Source organism: Blautia glucerasea (genome assembly GCF_013304385.1).
Taxonomy (GTDB): domain Bacteria; phylum Bacillota; class Clostridia; order Lachnospirales; family Lachnospiraceae; genus Blautia_A; species Blautia_A ammoniilytica.
The window spans coordinates 39861-61439 of record NZ_JAAITU010000005.1; the positions used below are offsets into that span (position 1 = coordinate 39861).

Sequence of the window (21579 nt, forward strand, 5' to 3'; positions counted from 1 at the left end):
TCACAGTTCCTTTCCTGATTGTTTTTCTATTGCCTGCCGTTTCTTAAGCTGTTCCATAACTGTAGGAAAACGCTGATAATCAGTATGTGGAAGAGCCTGTGCTGCCACCATCATATTTAAGAAATCATCCACAGCTGCAAACTGGATATAAACCATTTCCTCTATGATCCTATCTATATCTGCCAGACATGACCTCTCTAGCAGAAGCTTTTGTGCCCCTTCCAGAGATGAATTGCCTGCATTAATGATCCTGTTCCGATCCATATCCGGATACATACCAATTGCAATGGCAGATTCTTTTGATACATGCTTTCCAAAGGCTCCTGCCACATAGAAATTTGCAGCCTGGTCCATGGTAATGCCGGATTCCCGCAGCATGATCTCCACCATAGTATGGGCTGCTGCTTTTGTACGGATAAATTCCTGAATATCTTTCTGATAAAAGAAAAGCCCAGGTGCATATTCCACTGCCAGCATTCCCTCTTTTTCCTGGATCCTGCTGTTTTTCTCTGGAACAAGATTTCCCCGGATATCCACCCAGCCGCAAAGAAACATCTCAGCCAGCAGATCAATGATCCCGGATCCACAGATCCCTTCCGGCTTCCCTTCTCCGATCACATGACAGTAGATCTGTCCTTTTTCAATATGTACCCTGTCCACTGCACCTTTGGATGCACGCATGCCTGTTTTTACAACACCGCCTTCCAAAGCCGGTCCGGCTGCTCCTGCACCACATAAAAGAAACTCCTGGTTCCCGATCACCAGCTCCCCATTTGTACCTATATCAAAAAAGATATTGATATCTTTGGACTTATATATTTCTGTAGCGATCATCCCACTGATAATATCTCCTCCCAGATAGTTGGATTTGGAAGGATAACAGTACACATAGCCTTTTACAGGAATTCCCAGCTCCTCACCTTTTAAGAAGCCAGGCTGGTCAGCCCGCAAGGCATGAGGTGTGTAAAATACACAAAACGGATCCATGCCCAGCAGAAAATGAATCATAGTTGTATTTCCTGCAATCACCATGGATATGCAGTCCTGCATCTGTACCCCACTGCTTTGCTCAAGTTCCTTCATACATTCTTTTAACGAAGCAATGGTTTCCTGCCGTATTTCTTCCAGTTTATCCGGAGCATCCTTGCAATAAAAAATCCTGGAAAGGATATCTGTTCCAAAGCGGATTTGCCGGTTATAACAGCTTACTTCTCTAATACACTCTCCGGTTGTACAATCTATCAGCCGCATCACCACTGTGGTACTGCCAAGATCTGCTGCCAGTCCATAGTGCCTGTGACTGGTATCACCTTTTTCCAGTTCTGCAATCACCCACCCTTCTCCATCCCAGGATAAGGAGGCAGTAAGCTTATATTCTGCATCCTCGCATAATGGGTATAGTTTCCTTAAAATCTTTAAAGGCATGTAGGCCTCTGTTCCCAGCTGCTTCAGACCATCCAGTATTCTTTTTTGATCTGACCGGTTTTCTTCTTCTGTGGGAAGGGGTAATTCCAGATATATTTTCTTTGAAATTCCATCCATATATAATAATTCTTCGAAAAGAGAACTATTGTTCTCTCTTCCTCTCTTTCTTTCGTTTTTCTGTATCATACCACAATCCATTCCATAGAAAAAGAGCCTGCAATTCTTTTGTCTTCAGAACCACAAACCCTTTTTAACCTTTTATCTTTCTTTATAACTGTTCAGCATTTTATATCCTTGCAGCTGCAGGTTGCTAAATCGTTATTTTTCTTCTCTTTTATCAGGAAAGGGATCATCCAGAAAACGTGCAACATGAAACTCCCCTTTTTCTGCCTGGTAAAGCTGTAATAAAGCCAAACCAATACCTGCTGCACCGTCAAAGCATCCGATAGGAGTACTTTTCTTACCAGGAGCGATCCTGTCAAGGGCAAAGCTCCATTTCGCCTGATCTGTTCCATCCACAGATTCAAAAATGCCATGCTCTGCCAGCTCTTCCCCGCATTTTTCTGCCTGTTTCAGATATTTCTCATCTCCAAAGGCAGCCCAAAGCCCAAGATACATATTCAGGATCCCAGCTGTACCGCAGCACAGATTATAAGTATTCCAGTAGCCTTCTGACCGGATCCTTGGAGCACCTACAGCCTCCAGTCCTTTTACAAGACTTTCCAGTTTCTCTTTATATTTAAGATCACCGGTAGCTTCATACATCTTGTAATAGTAACGTACTGTACCTGCTGGTCCGTGGCAGTACCCCAGGTAGAACAGATTTTTCCTGTCCGGAAGCCCGTGAGGAAGCAGCTTGCCGTTTCCTTTTTTCACTGCAACAGAATCCATGAATTCTGTAATTCCTTTGTTACCTTCCAGATATTTAGGATCATTCCCTGCTTCATACAGTTTCATAAGAACAAAGCCAATGCCTGCTGTACCCATTGGGAAATTGGGGTCAATATAATTATCATCTGCCCCAAAATAGGAAGGATCTACTCCCGGATACCAGCATCCGCTCTTATCCTCTCTTCTTTGTTCCAACAGGTTTTCTCCTGCCAGAAGTGCAAATTCCTTCCACTTTGGATTCTTATATACCCTTGCTGCATAAATAAGAAACAGGATGGTGCCTCCATCTCCTACGATTCCAGGAAATGTAGACCAGGTATAACCTTTCCCATTTTTGCCAGTTCTGGCATCTTCCTGCATTTTGGAAATAATGGAAGCGACCGTATCAGCGTATATCTTTTTTCCTGTTACCAGATACAGCCTGGTAAGTGCAAAGCCAGCTCCGCTCCAACCGCTTGAGAAAGCATATTTTGAAAAGTTACGCTTCAGCTCAGGTTCGTTCTCCCAACGGTATTTCAGAAAAAAACCTGCCTCTTTTGCTTCATCAAGATATGTACTGTCTTTTGTCACATCGTAAAGTCCCAGAAGAAAACACAGGATCCCGGAAGCGCCTGCATACATGCAGATCTCATCATAATAGATAGGTCTTCCTTTGGCTACATCCTCAAGAGACCAGAAGATGCCTTCCGGTCCCTTTCTTTTTCTGGTATTGATAAAATTCATAGTCCTTTTAGCAATTTCCAGATAGTCCATAGTTATGATCACTCCTGTGCAAATTTCCCGGTTTCCACGTTATAAGTAGTTGTTTCCGGAACACCATCAAGCACCGGGAAAGCCTTTTCTTCAAATTCTTTCTCATCCAGATCCTTATTCAGATCACCGGTAGCCTGCAGATCTGTAAATGCATTTTTGAAAGTATCTCTTGCTGCTGTTACACCTGGATTGAAATCCAGTCCTTTGATAATGCCTGCATTTGTTTCCACATCACCGGATACATATCCTCCTTCGATCTGGATCTTTGCCGCTTCTTCCGGATTTGCACTTGCAAAGGCTGCGCCTTTCTGTACAGCTCTTGCAAAGGCTGCTGCCCCCTCCGGATTATTCTTGATCATATCCTGAGTTACAAGAGCCATGCAGCAGTATTCATCTTTGAATTTCTCATCTGTACCAGTGTCAAGAAGTTTTGTTACATCATAATTGGCTTCAATCATGGTTCCCATTGGCTCATGAACACCAATTGCATCTACAGCTCCATTGTCCAAAGCCATTGCAAGATCACTCATTGCATAAGCCACAAAATTCACATCTGCATCAGCACCATTTACAACAAATCCCAGATCTGCCAGTTTTCTTTTTACTTCCAATGTACTGGAGTCTGAAAGACTTGGAACACCGATCTTTTTTCCCTTCAGGTCTTCCAAGGAACTGATCCCTGAATCTGCCTTTGCATAAAACTTGGTGCAGCCTTTGTGTACACCTGTTACAAAGGAAACAGCAAGACCGTTGGAAATAGGAGTGATAAAGTTGCAGGCCAAGCCAAATGCAGCATCGATTTTTCCCGCAGTGATCAGGTCTACTGTCTCAGAGGAAGCAGCCACTGTTACTTCACATTTCTGTCCGATGGCTTCCAGCTCTTCCTCGAAATATCCGTTCTCAGCAGCTACCTGCATAGCAACACCACACACTGTATCTTTGCTTACCTGGATACGTACCACTTTCGTATCATCTGCCTGACAGATCACAGTTCCTGCTGCAAGCATTGCTGCAACTGTAACAGCTGCTGTGATTTTTTTCAGTAATCCTTTTTTTCTCATAATCTTTTTCTCCTCATGTATATAATAATTTTCTGTAACTATGTGACCATTTAATGCTTTTTTGCAAACTGCTGCCTTATCTTTATAAATAGTAATCCGGATCCTGTAAATTTCCTGCAAAATTAAGGATCTCCAGGATTTCTTTTCTGTAATTCATAAACACATCCTGTCCACGTTTTCTTGGTCTGGACAAATCGATATTGATCACCTGCTCTACTTTTGCAGGTCTTGCTGACATTACCACTACTTGATCGGACAGATAAATGGCCTCGTCCACATCATGGGTTACCATGATCATGGTCATATTATGTTTTTTCCAGAGATCCATGATCATGTCCTGCATATTCATTCTTGTAAAAGCATCAAGAGCTCCCAAAGGTTCGTCCAGGAGAAGCACCTTGGGATGCCCGACCAGTGCCCTGGCAAGTGCTGCTCTCTGACACATTCCTCCTGAGAGCTGGTGTGGATAGGATTTTGCAAAATCCTTCAAGCCTACCAGTTCCAGGAACTGATCCACATCTTCTTTCTTTTCTTTATATTCCCCTCTGGCTTTCAGGCCAAATGCCACATTATTACGTATATTCAGCCAGGGAAAAAGATTGGCCTGCTGAAATGCATAGCCTCTGTCTGCTCCTGCCTTTGTGATCTTCTCTCCATCCAGGTAAATCCCGCCCCGGTCAGGAAGATTCAGGCCTGCGATGGCTCTTAACAGCGTGGTTTTTCCGCATCCGGAAGGACCGATCAAAGACACAAAGCTTCCCGGCTTTACAGTAAAGCTAAGATCGTTTAGTGCCACCACTTCTGAGCCGTCCGGATTTATAAATTTCTTCTGTACGTTATCAATCCTGATCTGGCCTACCATTTGATCACTCCTCTCTGCCATACCAAAACCTGGTCTTTGATTTTAAATACAAGGGTGATCACCATTGTACAGATCACTGCGATCAGGATCAGCCCTGCATAAACATTTGCATAAAGCATCATGCTTTTTTCCCAGTTCAGATACCAGCCAAGTCCTGCGTCAGCGCCTAACAGTTCAGCGGTTACAAGGGTAACAAAAGCGCTGCAGGTTGCATAAAAGATTCCAAGGAAAATGCTTGGCATTGCTGCCGGAACTGCTACCTTAAAGATCCTGTTCAATTTGCCAGATCCAAGGGTAGAAGCCACTTCAAAGTAAGAATTATTAACATTCTGGATACCGCTGCTGGTCATCAATGTTATTGGAAACCATACTGCCAGTGCAACCATGAATACGGATGCTGAATAAGTAGTTGTAAACAGTGACAATACCAGGGGCGACCAGGAGGTAGGTGGAATAGGCCCTACAAACTTCATAAACGGAGAGATCCAATAGCTTGCTTTTTTGTTGAATCCGATCAGGATACCTGTAAGGAATCCCAGGATCCCGCCTGCCAGAAATCCGCGAAGCAGAAGCTGTCCGGATGCCAGAATACATTGGATCAATAATTCATAATCAGTACCAAAAACGCCAAACACCCTGTCCAGACAAGGGAAAAACAATACCGGAAGTAATGCATATTTGGATGTGATCAGATTTATCACTGTGATCAGTACTGCTGTTCCTGCAATAAGGGGAGCCTTGTAGCTTATCCTTTCATCCAGCTTTGCGCTGATAAATGAAGCAATAAACAAGATTCCGTAAACAACAGCCAGAAGTCCCAGAAAATACAGGAAATATGGGTGGTCTGCCGGTGGCTGCAATTCTGAATCCGATATTACAAGATCTGTAACTGCTCCCAGAGCCAGACCTGCAAACGGCAGAGTTTTTATTAATGTTTTATTCATACGTGTTCTTCCTTTTCCTGTTACGTAATGATTAATTCTCTTATATGATGATCAATTCTCTTACGCAATGCTTCAGTCTTCTTTGTACATATTTGTGGAGAGGTATTTAAACGCATTATCTGCCAGGATCACTACTATATTTTTCCCTTCTGCTTCAGGTCTTTTTGCTACTTCAGTAGCGGCTTTTACTGCAGCTGCTGCAGACTGTCCTAGAAAGATCCCGTCTGTTTTTACAAGCTTTCTGCCGGTTGCATAAGCATCTTCTGCAATAATATCAAGACACTCATCATAAGGCAGATGTTCCGGCGAAAAAAAAACCGGAATTTTGTCTGTTGGTACATCATCAAATGCCAGCACGCCGTCAATAGTATTTGCTTCCGGATGATCTAATGATTTTCTGGACTGTTTTGCTGGCTGCGCACCAATGATCTTTACATTCGGATTTTTTTCCTTAAAATATCTTGAAAGGCCTGCCAAAGTACCACCTGTACCAACAAGAGCTACCACATAGTCTACCTTTCCGTCTGTATCTGCCCAAATCTCCGGTCCTGTGGTTTTATAATGTGCTTCCGGGTTGTCTTCATTTGTTCCCTGGTCGATGTAGAAATAGCCATGTTCTTTTGCATAGGCATTCATCACAACAGACAGTTTTCCCATTGTAAGGCCTCCACTTTTCAGCATTTCCAGAAATCCAGGTACATCTCCGGCCTGAAGCAGATTCACTCCATAGGCTTTCAGAATCAGGGTACGTTCTATAGATACTCCCGGCTGGATCACTACAGAATATTCATATCCTCTAGCATTGGCAAAGGCTGCTGTAGCGATCCCTGTATTGCCGCTGGTAAAGTCAAGGATCTTACCGCCAGGCTTCAACCTTCCGTCCTTTTCTGCCTCCAGGATCATATTTAATGCTGCTCTGTCCTTAACGCTTCCGGATGGGTTAAAGTATTCCAGCTTTCCAAGAAGATGGGCTTTCAGCCCAAGGCTTTTCTCATAATTCTTTAATTCTACAAGCGGTGTATGTCCAACTAATTCTGTGATTGACTGATGTATATTTGCCATGTTTCTTTCCTCTTTTATGATTTCTTTTTTTAGTTCTTTCTTTTACTGTTGATTTGCTTTTTGCTCTTGTTTTGGTTTGCTTGTTTCAAGTGTGTTCTTATATTTCCTAGTTTTTTGATATGTTTTATATGTTTTATGTTGCTTATTATATCAAACTTTTCCGGATTGTCCAATATATTCCATTTATTGTCCGTTATAGTTTTTTTCTATTTCAATAATACCAAATGTATAATAAACGCAAATCAGGGTATGTACGGCTTTTCTCACCATACATACCCTGATATTCTTTATGTATCCTTACTTACACAATTGCTGAATCACATTTTCCATCAAATCTTCCGCCTTTTAATTCGCAAAATAATCAATCTGCATTGCATGGCGGACATCCTGCATAGTTTTGGCAGCTGCTTTTCTCGCTTCCTCGCTGCCCTTTTTCAGGATCTCATATACCTCCGGTATCCTCTGCTCCCAGGCCTTTCTGCGCTCTCTGATCGGTGCCAGTTCAGCCTGTACTACATTGTTCAGGAATTTCTTCACCTTTACATCTCCAAGCCCGCCTCTCTGATAATGAGCTTTCAACTCATCCAAACAGCTGTATTCTGGCAAAAATTCCTGGAAATGCTCCGGTCTGCAGAATGCATCCAGATAGATAAATACTGGATTTCCCTCAACCTTACCCGGATCCTGCACCCGAAGGTGATTCGGATCAGTAAACATAGACATGATCTTCTTCTTGATCTCTTCCGGCTCATCTGAAAGATAAATACAGTTCCCAAGAGATTTACTCATCTTAGCCTTTCCGTCAATACCCGGAAGTCTGAGGCATGCTGCATTATCCGGAAGGATGATCTCCGGCTCTGTCAGGGTCTCTCCGTATACAGTGTTAAACTTATGCACGATCTCCTTACACTGCTCCAGCATTGGAAGCTGATCCTCGCCTACCGGAACTGTAGTAGCATGAAATGCCGTAATATCTGCAGTCTGACTTACCGGATATGCCAGGAAACCTGCTGGAATGCTTGTCTCAAAATCACGCATTTTGATCTCTGCTTTTACGGTAGGATTCCGCTGCAGTCTGGATACAGTTACAAGATTCATATAATAAAAGGTAAGCTCTGCCAGCTCCGGAATGGTAGACTGTATAAAGATGGTGGATTTCTCTGGATCAAGCCCGCATGCCAGATAATCAAGTGCTACCTGGATAATATTCTGCCGTACCTTTTCCGGATGCTCTGCATTGTCTGTCAACGCCTGCGCATCTGCGATCATAATATATACTTTATCATAATCTCCTGAATTCTGAAGGGCAACTCTCCCTCTAAGTGAGCCTACATAATGTCCTACATGAAGTCTGCCTGTAGGTCTGTCTCCTGTTAAAATGATCTTTTCCATTTGTCCTGTCTCCAATCCTCTTATTTGTCTTTTCTCACCAATCATCTGCAAGTACCATAGCCGAAAATCTTTGTCCTCAGCCTTATTTTATTCCTGTATCAGGTATACTTCTGTGTAGTACACACCCTTGCTTTCCCCTTCTGCATGGCTTCCTACATAAATATCAATGCAATTCTCCTTGATCGCACCGCCGCAGTCTTCTGCCACATATACCTGCCCGTCGATCACAACCTTGGAGCCATATGGGATCTGGGTAGGATCCACAGCAATGGTACGGTTGGTCACTGCAGTAACACCGGTAGATGTGATCCCATTGGACCATGGACCACAGCAGATACTGCATGGACAATAATGTGTGATACGAAAAGTGCCAAGAGACTTCAGGGATGCATCTGCTGATACGGAAATAGGAGTGCCTACCTGTACGCCATCTGCGGCGGCACCGCTGCCATTGACAGATGTCACACCGTCAACAGCCTCAGCAAAAACTCCTTCTCCTGCACTTTTGTGGATGCTTCCTGCCTGGATGTCTCCGTTCGAAGTAGAAGTATCTGCTTTTGCCGTAAGGCTTTCATCCTCATAACCTTCCAGCACATTGGTAGGTATATATCCTGTACTGGATGTGCCTTCCTCATTTTCAAAAATGATCCGGCTCCAGATCCCATCTACAATGCCGGTTCTGGTGAGCTGATCCTCTTCCAGGACTTCACCTGTCACTTCGCCGTCTTTTCTTCCCGGAAAATCAAGAACGTCACAATCCATGGCAACAGTAACCGTGTCATTCACATCTTCCAGTGCTGTGCCCTGGCCAAGCTGTATATCTGAAACAAAGCCACTGATCTGTTCTCCTGTATCGGATGTGTATTCTACCTTGCTCCAGCCATTATCACATACTGCAACCCGTTCCAGCTCTGTACCAAAGACAGCCGTATCAAGCACATCTCCTGTCTCTCCTGGCTTGGAATGTATCTGGGCACTCTTGGATGTAATATATAAATCCTCTGCATCCGCCAGCGCTGTCACAGTGCCTCCTGCCCCGTCATCCAATAAAAAGCGCTGCAGTGCTTTATCTTCCTGTTTGTATTTATCAACAATCCCATCATAATCCAGTACCTGAGCTGAAACAGGGATGGGTGTTAAAAGAGCTGTACATAAGCCAGCCAGAAATATTTTTCTTTTCATGGTCAGTCTCCTCTCTGTCAAGAAACCCATAAGCTTGTCTTCTGTCCCTACTCTGCCTTATCATAGCACAGAACAGTGTCTCATTCAATTTTCTGACCCATGTTCACAGAATTTTTATAAAATCAGCTGCTTTCTCCATCATTTTCCAGAACCTGAATGGCCCTCTGAAGCTGATTATCCTCTTCATGGCTGTAATCACTTTTGTTCAAAAGATTGGAATCCAGCTTCTCTTCTACATCCGGGGTGATCCCTGTCTTATGGATATTATTGCCTTTTGGGGTATAATATTTGGAAACTGTAAGCTTCACTGCACTTCCATCCGAAAGAGTACGTATGGACTGTACGATCCCCTTTCCATAGGTAGTAGTACCCACAATTGTTCCGATCCCGTAATCCTTAACTGCCCCTGCAAAAATCTCGGACGCACTGGCGCTGTTTTCATTAACCAGCACTGCCAGGGGGATATCAAGGGCATTTTTCCCGTCACAGGTTTCTTCTTCCCTGTTTCCGTTTTTATCCTCAGTATAAACGATCAGGCCTTCCGGAAGGATCTGCCTTAAGATATCACAGACAGAATCCAGCAGTCCCCCTGGATTATCCCGAAGATCTACGATCATCTTCTCCATACCCTGATCCTTCAGATCCTTAAATGCGGTTGTATATTGTTCCTCAGTAACCCCTTTAAATTCTGTGATCCGGATATATCCAATCTTAGGCTCCAGCATCTCATGAAAAACAGATGGCAGTTCCACATCTGTAATAGGGACTGTAATGGTAAGAGGCTCATCTGCATTTTCTCTATGCACCGTAAGGATAACATTCTTGGCATCGCTGTCCCTGATCATAGATGCCACTTCAGAAACAGAGCTTTCTGTAATATCCTGTCCGTCAACAGCACTGACCACATCCCCTTCCTTAAGACCTGCTGCTTCGCCTGGTCCTCCCTCATAGCACTGAACGATCTGCACGCCTCCTTCTTTATTCTCCTGCATCACAACGCCGATCCCTACATAGGACCCCTGAGAACTGGTATTTTCCTCCTGATATTCCTTTGCTGTATAGTATCTGGAATAAGGATCCCCAAGGCCATAGATCAATCCTGCATACAGCCCTTCTGCCAGTTCGTCTTCATCTTTATCCTCAAGATAATAAGTATCGATCAGTTCTTCCAGGTACTCCAGCTTCTGGACCCTGGCACTATCAGAAAGCACTGTCCCATCTGCTGGTACCTGTGCATATTTGTATCCTGCATATCCTCCTGCTGCCACTGCAACTGTAAAAGCTGTACCAAAGGCTGCACCTTTCCAGAAATTATTATCTGCCATCATTCCTCCTGCAAAAGAGGGATTGACGCATCTGCATCAATCCCACATTCTAATACCTTATACTTTCAAATGCTTTCTGGTTGTCCAGAAGCTTCCCAAAAGACCGATCCCGATCCCCAGTGCCAGACCGATAGGCAGAAGTGTCATGTAGATCCTGCCTACTGGTATGAACTCAACCACGCCCATAAGTACATTAAACCTGGTCAGTACATAAGTAACTGCACTATTATAAGCAAAATACAGGATCACAAGGGGAATAGCCGCTCCGATCACTCCAAGCACCATACCTTCCAGAAGGAACGGTGCACGTACAAAAGCATCTGTGGCTCCGATATATTTCATGATCCCGATCTCATCCTTACGCACAGTTATACCTACGGACACTGTATTGCTGATCAAAAATACAGAGATCAGAAGAAGGATCACAATGATCACAATGGAAATACCGGATACCAGCTTGTTAATGGAACCAAGCGTCTTGGCTGCCTGCTCAGACTGACTGACCTCTCTTACGTGATCCAAAGTCTGGATATACGCTACGATCACTGCCTGTTTGGAAATGTCCTTCAGATATACCTGGTAGTTGGAGGAATTCACCAACGGATTGTCATCCTTAAATCCGTCAGCTACATCTGTATCTCCAAAATATTCTTTCTTCATCTTTTCCCAGGCATCATCTGCAGACTCATACTGGATCTGTGCTACTTCAGGACGTTCCTGGATCAACGCACCGATCTGCTGGATCTGCTCATCCGTAGTCCCTTCATCAAAAAATACTGTGATAGGAACCTCCTCTTCCACCTTATGTGCAATATTATTCACATTATTCACAATAGAATAAAAAACGCCAAACAATAGTATACAGGCGGACATGGTAAGAACTGATGCAATGGAAAACATCATATTTCTTTTAATATTTTTTACACCCTGCTTCAGGGTATACCAGATCGTACTAGGCCTCATGATATTCTCCCTCTTTCTCGTCACTGATGATCACGCCATTATGCATGGTAACTACCCTTTTCTTCATGGCATTGACGATCTCTTTGTTGTGGGTAACTACCAGTACGGTTGTGCCTCTCTCATTGATCTCTTCCAGAAGCTTCATGATCTCCTCAGAGGTCTTAGGGTCAAGATTACCGGTTGGCTCATCTGCCAGGAGAATATCCGGACGGTTTACGATCGCTCTTGCAAGAGCCACTCTCTGCTGCTCTCCGCCGGACAGTTCGTCTGGAAATGCCTTATATTTCCCTGCAAGCCCTACCTCCTGCAAAACCTCCGGCACTCTTTTACGGATCACTCTGGTAGGACGGTTGATCACACGCTGTGCAAAAGCAACATTCTCATAAACATCCCTGTCCTTTAAAAGACGGAAATCCTGGAACACAACTCCCAGCTTCCTGCGGTATTTGGCTACTCTGCGGTGCTTCATCCCTTCCAGACGTTCTCCGCTTACAATGATCTCACCTGAAGTAGAATCCAGTTCCTTCAGTAAAAGTTTGATCAGTGTGGACTTCCCGGAGCCGCTGCTCCCTACCACAAATACAAATTCCCCTTTATCAACATGCAGGTTGGCATGATTCACAGCCGGAAGACCCTGCCCATAAGACTTGGTTACATCCATTAAATCGATCATAATGGTCTCCTTTGTTATGCGTAACTTTTATGTAACATTATTGTAATATATCTTTTATTAAATTGCAACTGCTATTTTCCGGTAATTTATTATACATGCACCCTTTTCCAAAAGCAAGGCATTTCACAGCTTCTACATAAAAAAGCACCCGGTTTTCCGAGTGCCTTCTTCTTATTATTTTCGGCCAGCTCCTACTTTTTCCATCAGTGCATCCTGTAATACCTGAGAAAAATTCAACCCCATACTTGTTGCTGATTCATTCAGCCACTCTGGAATCGTAAGAGTTTTCTTCACAGCCCTGTTGTTATGGAGCTTGCGATATTCAAGTGTATCACATGCAACGTAATTAATAAATTCCTTTCCTTCCAATGTGATATCGTCTTGTACTGACGGTTCAGGAATTGCCTTTCCTTCTCTCTCATAATCATATAAAGTAAATGCCAATGCATCCTCTGCCATAATCAATGCATCTTTCATATCATCGCCACATGTATAGCAGCTTTCCAAATCCGGAAAGTTCACTGAAAATCGTCCGCTCTCCTCCGGTGTAAATACAGCCGGATATGCATATTTTGCCATGTTGCACCTCCCAATCTTTCCTGTGCTATTCTTTTATATTTTGCTATGCCAGGTCTTATTTAATCCCCGCATCCCTTAATATTCTGTTTGCTGTGCCAGTTGGTATTTCTTTTCCGCCATGTCGTGGGATCATGAATGTTTTGCCTGTTATCTCACTATACCACTTGTCATGTTCTTTACCATGCTCTGCCAAGTGGCAGTGGTTCTTCTTTAACAATTTGATTGGCTCTGATGTTTTCATCTTTTTTCTCCTTCCATAGTTATATTATAGCACGTATTTACACGTGCGCCAATATGATTCACACATATTTACACGTATTTTTTTAAGAAGTACATAAGGAAGACATCAAAGTGCCATAAAAAAATTGTCTACCGCTGAAAAAACGGTAGACAAGTGGTATTTCCTTCTGAAAATTACTGAAAGCCACATAAATGCCGGCATTAGTACTCCAGCGTTTCCATGTATTTCATATATCTTACAACCATAAGAGCAATCTTAAAGGTAATGGCATCTTCAAATACACGAAGATCCAGTCCTGTACTCTTCTGCAGCTTATCCAGTCGGTATACAAGAGTATTCCTGTGGATATAAAGCTGTCTGGATGTTTCTGACACATTCAGGCTGTTCTCAAAGAATTTATCAATGGTAGTCAGTGTCTCTTCATCAAAATCATCCGGTGACTTACCGCCAAAGATCTCCTTAATGAACATCTTGCACAGTGGAATCGGGAGCTGATAGATCAGACGTCCGATACCCAGAGAGCTGTATGCGATAACATCCTTCTCCGGGAAGAAAATCTTACCTACATCCAAAGCCATACGTGCTTCCTTGTAGGATCGTGACACTTCCTTAAGCTCCTTCACAATGGTACCGTATGCAACATGTACTCCGTCTTCTCTGGAAAGTCCAAGTGTGTCCAGGATCGTCTGGGCCAGCTTATCCATAGTCTCATAGCCTTCGCCCTCTTCCAGTTCCTTTACAATGATCACACTCTTCTCATCTACGGCCGTGATAAAATCTTTGCTCTTACCACCAAAAATACTCTTAATGCTCTCTACAGAACTATGCTCTCTCTCCTGTGGAAGTTCGATCAGCATAACCACGCGGCGCACATCAGCATCGATGTGAAGCTTCTTGGCACGATTGTAAATATCTACAAGAAGAAGATTATCAAGAAGAAGATTCTTGATAAAACTGTCTTTGTCAAAACGCTCCTTATAAGCTACGATCAGACTCTGAAGCTGAAATGCTGCCAGCTTCCCGACCATATACGTATCCTCGTCCTCTCCATGAGCTACAAGGATATACTCCAGCTGATAGTCATCATTCACTTTGAAATACTGATAACCTCTCACAAGCTGACTCTCTGCCGGCGAATCAACAAATGCCTGAACATCCCCTGCCTGGATCTCGAAATCAGTACATGTGGATGCAAGTGTCTTGCCATCTGTATCCATCACACAAAACTGTGTCCTGGATATCTCTTTAAGTCCCTCGAGGGTATTCTGTAATACCTGGCTTGATATCATTCTATTCAATCCCTTCTCATGTAAAAGTGTTTTAAGTTATTTTAATACAAAATAACCAAAAAAGAAAGAGGAAATCAGAAAAAATTTACAAATTTTTATTCAAAACTTCTCACTTTTTCTCTATAAAACCTTCCCCATGTACTTCCCGTACATCACATACGATCACAAAAGCATCTGGGTCTATCATATCCACTTTTTCTTTTAATGTAACGATTTCCTTTTTATTGACTACGCAAAACAGCATCAGCTTGTCCTGTCCGGAATACATTCCTACTCCTTTCAGGCCGGTAACACCGCGATCCATTTCATTGATGATCATATGGGAAACCTGATCCGCTTTCTCTGTGATAATATAAGCTCCCTTTGAAAATTTCAAACCTTCGATCATGCCATCCGTCACTTTTGTAACAAGATAAACTGCAATAATAGCATAAAGAGCCTTGTATACGCCAAAAACATACATGCCCACCACAACTACCAGGCCATCAATAAACTGCATGATCTGGGCAATAGAATAATGCTTAAGCTTCCGCTGGATCAGGGCAGCCATCATATCTGTTCCGCCGGTAGTCCCCTGTCCAAGGAAAACAAGTCCAATGCCTACTCCCTGAATCACACCACCATATACCGCAGCAAGCAGAAGATCATTTCCCGCCAGGTTAAAGTCAGGAATACAGCCTGGCAGCACCGCCAACCAGAAAGAAAGACACAACTCTCCTACCAGTGCTTTTTTTACAAACTGAAAGCCTCCGATCCTCATTCCTAAAAAGAACAGCGGAATGTTTAATGCCATGTTAGTGATCCATAAGGGAATTCCGCCAGGAACAAGGCTTTCTGTCCACTCTTTGACAATGATGGCTACTCCTGAAAAACCACCTGTAACCATTCCTGCCTTATCAAACGCAGATATTACAGCAACTGCCATCAGGCAGGTACCTACAATGATCAGCAGATAATCCATATATTTGAGTTTTTTCCCCCAAGGACTCATCTTCATTCCTCCAATTCCAATTGTTTTGTGAGATAGCGGCCTACAATTCTGGAAAAATCAGTAATATCCCGGATATAAGCAAAATCCTTACCAAAGATCTTCTTTTCTGTAGCCAGATCCTTCTCTTCGCCTGCAAATACTCCCAGCACGCTCACCCCTGCGTTTCTCAGCCTGCGGACTTCCCCGGCAGTATCATTCACTGCATATTGTCCCATATACGGCTTAGGATTCTTTGCATTTGGACGGTTTACAATTACATCATAAGGTCGTCCATCGCTTAAAATGATCATAATCTTTTTTTCTTCCCTACGGCCCAAAAGCCCATAACCGGCTGCTTTAATGGCCAATCCATCCCTGTTGTTGGAAGATGTTACATAATTGAATATATTTTCACTTGCACTGTCAGGGTCATCATACTCCCGCAGCCTGTGTAAAATCGTATAGTCCCAGAATGTACAATAGCTCATCACACGGTGAGGGATCTTCACATTTCCCAGTGCTTTACTGATCATATATGCCTGTAATGCCACATGGCCCTGCCGATTCATCTGGGAACCACTGGCATCGATCAGTACATCTACAACAAAATCCGTTTGATCCCCCTGTTGCTCTTTTTTGAAAAGAAGTGCATCCCTGCTTCTGCCGATCCTCCATAATCTGGCAGGCAGGATCTGCCCCCTGTCAGACAGGATCTCCTGGTTTTCACTTCGCAAAATCAAGGATTTACGCAGCATTTCTGTAAGCTGGGCAACATTCCTCTTTACAACTCTGTGTTTATCATGATACAGCCACACATTTTTGTTTTTCAGGCGTACTGCATATTCGTACTGATAATTCCGCATAACCGGATTTTTCAGGATCCCTTCTGTAAAATACAGACTGCAGTCTCCGTGGATCCCTTTGCACATCAACTGGTTTATTTTCTTTTCTTCATTTTCTTTCAGATAAGTTTTCCCAAAATTAAGTTCCACATACCTGTGAGCCTTTTCCAATGCTTCAGGAGGAAGGATTTTGATCTTATGCCTGGTCTGTCTTTGCTCTTCCATTTCCTCGGTAACCTGGGAATCCTCCATTCCGGCTATCTGATCAGCCAGCTGCTGTGCATAGTCTTCCAGGCTTTCCTCATAAAGTTCTTCATCAAGAAGGTCTTTCCAGTCAAACTCTGACAGTTCCTCCATTGTGACAGCCATCACCTGTTCAAAACTGCCCTTTTCTTTTTCAAAGTCAGGCTCACATGCCTTATTGTATAACCGGTCAATAGCAAATGCCAATGCTTCTGTATCTTGGGAATTGCCTGCTTCCTTCACCAGATCCATGTACTTTTTCATGGAGGAAAGCACTGGTGCTTCTTTTTTGTGCTCCAGCCTGTCCAGCCTTTTTCTCAGAACCATAAGCCTGAGCATTTCCGGGATATTTTCAGTACCCGGGATCACCAGATACTCCTGATCAAGGATATCCAGGATAGCCTCTCTTTGCATATTTCGAATACCTGGACGTTCCAGGCAGATTCTGTCTCCAATGGCTTCCTCTATACAAAGCTGTGCCATTTTCGTAAGAAGCTGTTCATCTGCCCCAAAATACAGCTTCTTCAGCAGATAAAGCCCCAGATATTTTTTATCATAAAATTTTGCAAGTGCTCCCTGCTTGATCCCATCATAAAGGGCCAGCGGTCTGGAACGCCTGTATAAAGAAATATCCGGCTTCATTTCCTGGGCATAGTCACCACTGACTGTCCATAAAAGATTCCGGATACGGTTCTCCATTTCCAGCTGGATCTCAGAACCCTCCCCTTCAGAAAAGCCTGAGATCTCATTTGTATGTTCAATCCTTGACGGATGCTTATTCATAAACATCTTCCTTTGTCCAGTCCCTGGGGATCCTGGTATTTACAACATCCTCTACGATCTCTTTTTCAAAAATGTCAAATGTTTTATTTACGATTCCCATCTGCACAGCCTGCCATGGAGAAAGTCCGGTTTTTATGATCTTCACTGCTCCCAAAAGGCCTCGCAAATCCAGTGACTTGGTAGAAATCTCACTGTTGGCAGTTTTCAGCTGAAGATCAAGAAAAAGACCGATAAACTGGTCTACAGCTGCCTTCTTTGCATCCGGGAACATTTCCCTGAAAATAAATCCTAGGGTTTCCTCATTCTGGGGAGGCATATCGATCACCATAAATCTGGAAACCAGGGCTTCATTTAATTCTCTGGTACCTGCATATCCGTAATTCATGGTTCCAATAAATCTGGCTGCCGGATGAAGATCAATCTTATCGTACCCTGGCACATCAATGGATCTTCGGTAATCCAGAGTAGCATGCAGCACGGAAACAGCATCATTTTTCGCCATATTGATCTCATCCAGGATACCAAAGCCCCCATGCTGGGCACACCGGTAAATACTGCCCTTCCGAAGTTTTACCTGATTGTCCTCAAAAGTATCTGTACCGATCAGATCTCCGCTGTTGGTATTCACATGAAAAGATACATTGTAGATCGGTCTGCCGAAAATATAGGCAAGATTCTCTGCCAGTATATTTTTACCAGTAGCCTTAGGCCCTGTGAGAAGAAGATTTTCCCCCTGGAGAAGGGCAGCCATGGCCATTTCCAAGGTTTCTTTTCCATAGAAATGGATTGCAGGCTGCTGCACACGCCCAACAGCATCTGCAGCAACCGTGTATTCTTTTCTGAATTCCAAAATCTCTTTGATCAGGTCTTCGGAAACAGCCTGTTCTCTTAAAAAATCAAATTCATTCATATAAGTATCCAACCTTTTGCTCCCGGATCAGACTTCAAAAATAAGGTCTCCGTAAGAAGGCATTGGCCACATCTCTTTATCTACGATCATTTCCAATTCATCAACCGGCTTCCGTAATTCGTCCATCGCAGGTACGATCTTTTCCCTAAAGAAAACAGCCCGTTCCCGTCCTTCCGGGTAAGACTCTACCTGGGAAACCAGCTTGCCTAACTTATTCATGGCACTGTTGGTTGTTTTTAAAAGCTTGCTGGTCTTTTTCAGAAGATCTGCCTGTACGCTTACGTCTGTGATCCCTGCTGCCTTTACAGAATTAATGGAATCAGCAAGCACCGTCGTATACCTGATCACTGCCGGGATGATCTGTTTGGTAACAATATCGATCATGGTCTTGGCCTCGATATTAATCGCTTTAGCATAAATCTCATACTGGATCTCTGCACGGGATTCCAGCTCTGTTCTGGTAAATACCCGGAAATTCTCAAACAGCTTTATGGATTTCTCTGTAGTCAGTGCAGGAATGGCATCTACCATGGACGGAAGGATAGGAAGGCCTCTTCGTTTTGCTTCTGCTTCCCATTCCGGTGCATAGCCATTGCCGCTAAATACGATCCTCTGGTGGTCAGTAGCGTATTCTTTGATCAAATCATGCACTGCAAGTTCTAAATCTTCTGCAGATTCCAGTCTATCACATGCCTCTTTAAAAGCCTCAGCTGCAATAGTATTCAATACAACATTGCAGGAGGAAATCGAATCTCTGGAACCAACCATACGAAACTCAAACTTGTTACCTGTAAATGCAAAAGGTGAAGTACGGTTCCTGTCTGTTGCATCCTTCATGAAGTCCGGAAGTGTACTTACACCGGTATTCATCTTTTCCCCGCTCTTACTGTGGGTAGCAGTTCCTGTACTGATCAGCTGATCCAGCACATCCTCAAGCTGTTCTCCAAGGAAAACAGAAATCACTGCCGGCGGAGCCTCATGGCCGCCAAGTCTCTGGTCATTTCCCACATCTGCTGCTGACTCCCGAAGAAGATCTGCATGCTCATCAACTGCTTTCAGAATACAGGTAAGTACAAGAAGGAACTGAACATTCTCATGAGGAGTTTTGCCTGGATCCAGCAGATTGATCCCGTCATCGGTAGTCAAAGACCAGTTATTATGCTTTCCGGAACCATTCACGCCTGCAAATGGTTTCTCATGGAGAAGACAGCGCATCCCCTGACGGCTTGCCACTTTTTTCAGGATACGCATCATGATCTGGTTATGATCTGCCGCAATATTTACAGGCGCATAAATAGGTGCAAGCTCATGCTGTGCAGGAGCAACTTCATTATGCTGTGTCTTAGCAGAAACGCCCAGCTTCCAGCATTCTTCATTTACTTCTTTCATATAAGCAGATACTCTCTGGCGGATGGTTCCCAGATAATGGTCATCCATCTCCTGGCCTTTCGGAGGCATGGCACCAAATAAAGTCCTGCCTGTATAAACAAGATCCTTTCTCTGTTTAAACTTTTCTTTATCGATCAGAAAATACTCCTGCTCTGCACCTACAGAGGGAGTCACCTTCTTAGATGTATGATTACCGAAAAGACGGATCAGACGCAGTGCCTGTGTATTCACTGCCTCCATGGAACGAAGAAGAGGAGTCTTCTGGTCAAGTGCCTCTCCTGTATAGGAGCAGAAAGCGGTAGGGATACATAAGGTACCGCCTGCTGCATCATGGCGTACAAAAGCCGGTGAGGTACAGTCCCATGTAGTGTAGCCTCTTGCTTCAAAGGTAGCTCTAAGACCTCCGGATGGAAAAGAAGAGGCATCTGGTTCTCCTTTGATCAGTTCTTTACCGGAAAAGCTCATCAGCACCTTACCATTCTCCATAGGTGCTGTAATAAATGCATCATGCTTCTCTGCGGTTACACCTGTCAGTGGCTGGAACCAGTGGCTGTAATGGGTTGCCCCTTTCTCGATAGCCCACTCCTTCATCTCATGTGCTACCACATCAGCCACTTCCATAGACAGCTCTTTGCCTTCTTCTATGGTCTTTTTCAGTTCCTTATAAACCTTCTTGGGCAGTCTCTCCTGCATAACGGAATCATTAAATACATCACATCCAAAAATATCCGTCACTTTCACAAAATCTTCCATTAATTAATAATCTCCTCTCCACTAATCACACATTTCTGTCTATGGGTATTTCACAGTTGTCCGTAACTGTTCAGTACCCTTTTCTCAGATCCTCAAGAATTCTTGGAACCTGTCAGATATAGGTTCAATGCTCTGTGCAGATTCCGGATCTCAACCTCCTTGTGATCTCCGCCGTATTCCCCGTCCAGCGTCCATGCCACAGCCTCATCTGACTGAATCCGGATCCTGCTTGTCTTAAAGGTATAGATCAGGTCTGAATTATCCTTACCGGACATCAGTCCTGCAATGATCTCCTGCATATCCATCGGATTCTTAGGCGTGGTGATCAAGGTCACCTCAAACAGGCCGTCATTCATATCCACATTTTTTCCGGTCAGATTCTTAAATCCTCCAACGGATCTGGAATTGGTGATCATCCCATACATAAAATCATCTTCAAAGATTTCATCCTCTGTTGTTACTTTCATATGGTAAGACTGAATATCAAACAGACGTTTGACCCCCTCCAGCAGATATGCCAGATGTCCCAGAATATTCTTCAGATCCTGGTCAGTCTCATAGGCCACATCCGTAAAAAGTCCAAATGCGGCAATATAAGTAAATGTCTGTTTATTAAACTTCCCGATATCACAGCGGTACACATTCTCTTCCATGATCATCTCTGCTGCAGCTACCATATTTTTGGGAATAAACAGGCTTCCTGCAAAATCATTGGTGCTTCCTGCCGGAATATATCCTACCGGAACCTTGCTTCCTGTCTCAACCAGTCCTGCAACCACCTCATCCAGTGTGCCATCGCCGCCGCTGCATACCACAAGATCCACCTTGTCTGCATACTTCCTGGTCATTTCATATGCATCTTTGGGATATTGTGTGGCACGGATGACCACTTCATAACCACCCTTGTTAAAAATATCCACAATATCCATTAAAGCGGTTTTGATCTTGCCTTTTCCGGCTTTTGGATTAAATACAAAAAAAAGTTTCTTCTCCAAGTTCAGGCCCTCTTTTTACATATTTTCTACATATTCATGTTATAATATAAAA

19 protein-coding genes are annotated in these 21579 nt (G+C 43.6%); all 19 read right to left on the reverse strand.

Annotated elements, in window-relative coordinates; genetic code table 11:
* Entirely contained in the window at window positions 1–1611 is a 1611-nt protein-coding gene (locus G5B11_RS03395; RefSeq protein ID WP_244092901.1) for an ASKHA domain-containing protein, read from the reverse strand.
* 132 nt (window positions 1612–1743) lie between these two features.
* Window positions 1744–3069, reverse strand: coding sequence for a lanthionine synthetase LanC family protein (locus tag G5B11_RS03400; protein ID WP_173726892.1), 1326 nt, complete (start codon window positions 3067–3069; stop codon window positions 1744–1746).
* Between the two features lie 8 nt (window positions 3070–3077).
* Window positions 3078–4130 (reverse strand): ABC transporter substrate-binding protein, encoded by a 1053-nt coding sequence (locus G5B11_RS03405; protein WP_173726893.1) that lies wholly within the window; start codon window positions 4128–4130, stop codon window positions 3078–3080.
* 82 nt (window positions 4131–4212) lie between these two features.
* A complete protein-coding gene (locus G5B11_RS03410) occupies window positions 4213–4992 on the reverse strand; it encodes an ABC transporter ATP-binding protein (protein ID WP_173726894.1) in 780 nt (259 codons plus the stop codon).
* Window positions 4986–5936, reverse strand: a complete 951-nt coding sequence (locus G5B11_RS03415; RefSeq protein WP_173726895.1) for an ABC transporter permease — start codon at window positions 5934–5936, stop codon at window positions 4986–4988. The genes G5B11_RS03410 and G5B11_RS03415 overlap by 7 nt, the downstream gene beginning before the upstream one ends.
* A gap of 72 nt (window positions 5937–6008) precedes the next feature.
* The gene (locus tag G5B11_RS03420) at window positions 6009–6998 is read right to left on the reverse strand and encodes a PLP-dependent cysteine synthase family protein (RefSeq protein WP_173726896.1); all 990 of its coding nucleotides are present in this window, start codon (window positions 6996–6998) and stop codon (window positions 6009–6011) included.
* 345 nt (window positions 6999–7343) lie between these two features.
* Window positions 7344–8390 carry a tryptophan--tRNA ligase gene (gene trpS, locus G5B11_RS03425; RefSeq protein ID WP_173726897.1) on the reverse strand — a complete coding sequence of 349 codons (1047 nt, stop codon included), beginning with the start codon at window positions 8388–8390 and terminating at the stop codon, window positions 7344–7346.
* Window positions 8391–8477: 87 nt separating this feature from the next.
* The gene (locus tag G5B11_RS03430) at window positions 8478–9572 is read right to left on the reverse strand and encodes a 3D domain-containing protein (protein WP_173726898.1); all 1095 of its coding nucleotides are present in this window, start codon (window positions 9570–9572) and stop codon (window positions 8478–8480) included.
* 122 nt (window positions 9573–9694) lie between these two features.
* A complete protein-coding gene (locus tag G5B11_RS03435) occupies window positions 9695–10897 on the reverse strand; it encodes a S41 family peptidase (RefSeq protein WP_173726899.1) in 1203 nt (400 codons plus the stop codon).
* A 57-nt stretch (window positions 10898–10954) separates the two neighbouring features.
* Complete coding sequence (gene ftsX / locus G5B11_RS03440) at window positions 10955–11860, reverse strand: permease-like cell division protein FtsX (protein WP_158421341.1); 906 nt, start codon at window positions 11858–11860, stop codon at window positions 10955–10957.
* On the reverse strand, window positions 11850–12533 hold the full coding sequence (gene ftsE, locus G5B11_RS03445; RefSeq protein ID WP_158421340.1) for a cell division ATP-binding protein FtsE: 684 nt from the start codon (window positions 12531–12533) through the stop codon (window positions 11850–11852). Before ftsE ends, ftsX begins: the two co-directional genes overlap by 11 nt.
* A 174-nt stretch (window positions 12534–12707) precedes the next feature.
* On the reverse strand, window positions 12708–13112 hold the full coding sequence (locus tag G5B11_RS03450) for a type II toxin-antitoxin system HicB family antitoxin (protein ID WP_158421339.1): 405 nt from the start codon (window positions 13110–13112) through the stop codon (window positions 12708–12710).
* Between the two features lie 55 nt (window positions 13113–13167).
* On the reverse strand, window positions 13168–13353 hold the full coding sequence (locus tag G5B11_RS03455) for a type II toxin-antitoxin system HicA family toxin (RefSeq protein ID WP_158421338.1): 186 nt from the start codon (window positions 13351–13353) through the stop codon (window positions 13168–13170).
* Window positions 13354–13553: 200 nt separating this feature from the next.
* Window positions 13554–14642 (reverse strand): PucR family transcriptional regulator, encoded by a 1089-nt coding sequence (locus G5B11_RS03460; protein ID WP_158421374.1) that lies wholly within the window; start codon window positions 14640–14642, stop codon window positions 13554–13556.
* A 109-nt stretch (window positions 14643–14751) separates the two neighbouring features.
* The gene (locus tag G5B11_RS03465; RefSeq protein WP_330603043.1) at window positions 14752–15633 is read right to left on the reverse strand and encodes a YitT family protein; all 882 of its coding nucleotides are present in this window, start codon (window positions 15631–15633) and stop codon (window positions 14752–14754) included.
* Window positions 15634–15635: 2 nt separating this feature from the next.
* Window positions 15636–17480, reverse strand: a complete 1845-nt coding sequence (locus tag G5B11_RS03470) for a cobaltochelatase CobT-related protein (RefSeq protein ID WP_173726901.1) — start codon at window positions 17478–17480, stop codon at window positions 15636–15638.
* On the reverse strand, window positions 17473–18390 hold the full coding sequence (locus G5B11_RS03475) for an AAA family ATPase (protein WP_158421335.1): 918 nt from the start codon (window positions 18388–18390) through the stop codon (window positions 17473–17475). The genes G5B11_RS03470 and G5B11_RS03475 overlap by 8 nt, the downstream gene beginning before the upstream one ends.
* 27 nt (window positions 18391–18417) lie before the next feature.
* Window positions 18418–20532: a glutamine synthetase III family protein gene (locus G5B11_RS03480; RefSeq protein ID WP_158421334.1), complete on the reverse strand. Its 2115-nt coding sequence runs from the start codon at window positions 20530–20532 to the stop codon at window positions 18418–18420.
* A 92-nt stretch (window positions 20533–20624) separates the two neighbouring features.
* Window positions 20625–21527: a diacylglycerol/lipid kinase family protein gene (locus tag G5B11_RS03485; protein ID WP_173726902.1), complete on the reverse strand. Its 903-nt coding sequence runs from the start codon at window positions 21525–21527 to the stop codon at window positions 20625–20627.
* Window positions 21528–21579: the final 52 nt, after the last annotated feature.

Excerpts from the sequence above, each read along its gene's own strand:
- G5B11_RS03395 (WP_244092901.1), bottom strand. The coding sequence starts at position 1,611 with ATGATACAGAAAAACGAAAGAAAGAGAGGAAGAGAGAACAATAGTTCT.
- G5B11_RS03400 (WP_173726892.1), bottom strand. The coding sequence starts at position 3,069 with ATGGACTATCTGGAAATTGCTAAAAGGACTATGAATTTTATCAATACC.
- G5B11_RS03405 (WP_173726893.1), bottom strand. The coding sequence starts at position 4,130 with ATGAGAAAAAAAGGATTACTGAAAAAAATCACAGCAGCTGTTACAGTT.
- G5B11_RS03410 (WP_173726894.1), bottom strand. The coding sequence starts at position 4,992 with ATGGTAGGCCAGATCAGGATTGATAACGTACAGAAGAAATTTATAAAT.
- G5B11_RS03415 (WP_173726895.1), bottom strand. The coding sequence starts at position 5,936 with ATGAATAAAACATTAATAAAAACTCTGCCGTTTGCAGGTCTGGCTCTG.
- G5B11_RS03420 (WP_173726896.1), bottom strand. The coding sequence starts at position 6,998 with ATGGCAAATATACATCAGTCAATCACAGAATTAGTTGGACATACACCG.
- trpS (WP_173726897.1), bottom strand. The coding sequence starts at position 8,390 with ATGGAAAAGATCATTTTAACAGGAGACAGACCTACAGGCAGACTTCAT.
- G5B11_RS03430 (WP_173726898.1), bottom strand. The coding sequence starts at position 9,572 with ATGAAAAGAAAAATATTTCTGGCTGGCTTATGTACAGCTCTTTTAACA.
- G5B11_RS03435 (WP_173726899.1), bottom strand. The coding sequence starts at position 10,897 with ATGGCAGATAATAATTTCTGGAAAGGTGCAGCCTTTGGTACAGCTTTT.
- ftsX (WP_158421341.1), bottom strand. The coding sequence starts at position 11,860 with ATGAGGCCTAGTACGATCTGGTATACCCTGAAGCAGGGTGTAAAAAAT.
- ftsE (WP_158421340.1), bottom strand. The coding sequence starts at position 12,533 with ATGATCGATTTAATGGATGTAACCAAGTCTTATGGGCAGGGTCTTCCG.
- G5B11_RS03450 (WP_158421339.1), bottom strand. The coding sequence starts at position 13,112 with ATGGCAAAATATGCATATCCGGCTGTATTTACACCGGAGGAGAGCGGA.
- G5B11_RS03455 (WP_158421338.1), bottom strand. The coding sequence starts at position 13,353 with ATGAAAACATCAGAGCCAATCAAATTGTTAAAGAAGAACCACTGCCAC.
- G5B11_RS03460 (WP_158421374.1), bottom strand. The coding sequence starts at position 14,642 with ATGATATCAAGCCAGGTATTACAGAATACCCTCGAGGGACTTAAAGAG.
- G5B11_RS03465 (WP_330603043.1), bottom strand. The coding sequence starts at position 15,633 with ATGAGTCCTTGGGGGAAAAAACTCAAATATATGGATTATCTGCTGATC.
- G5B11_RS03470 (WP_173726901.1), bottom strand. The coding sequence starts at position 17,480 with ATGAATAAGCATCCGTCAAGGATTGAACATACAAATGAGATCTCAGGC.
- G5B11_RS03475 (WP_158421335.1), bottom strand. The coding sequence starts at position 18,390 with ATGAATGAATTTGATTTTTTAAGAGAACAGGCTGTTTCCGAAGACCTG.
- G5B11_RS03480 (WP_158421334.1), bottom strand. The coding sequence starts at position 20,532 with ATGGAAGATTTTGTGAAAGTGACGGATATTTTTGGATGTGATGTATTT.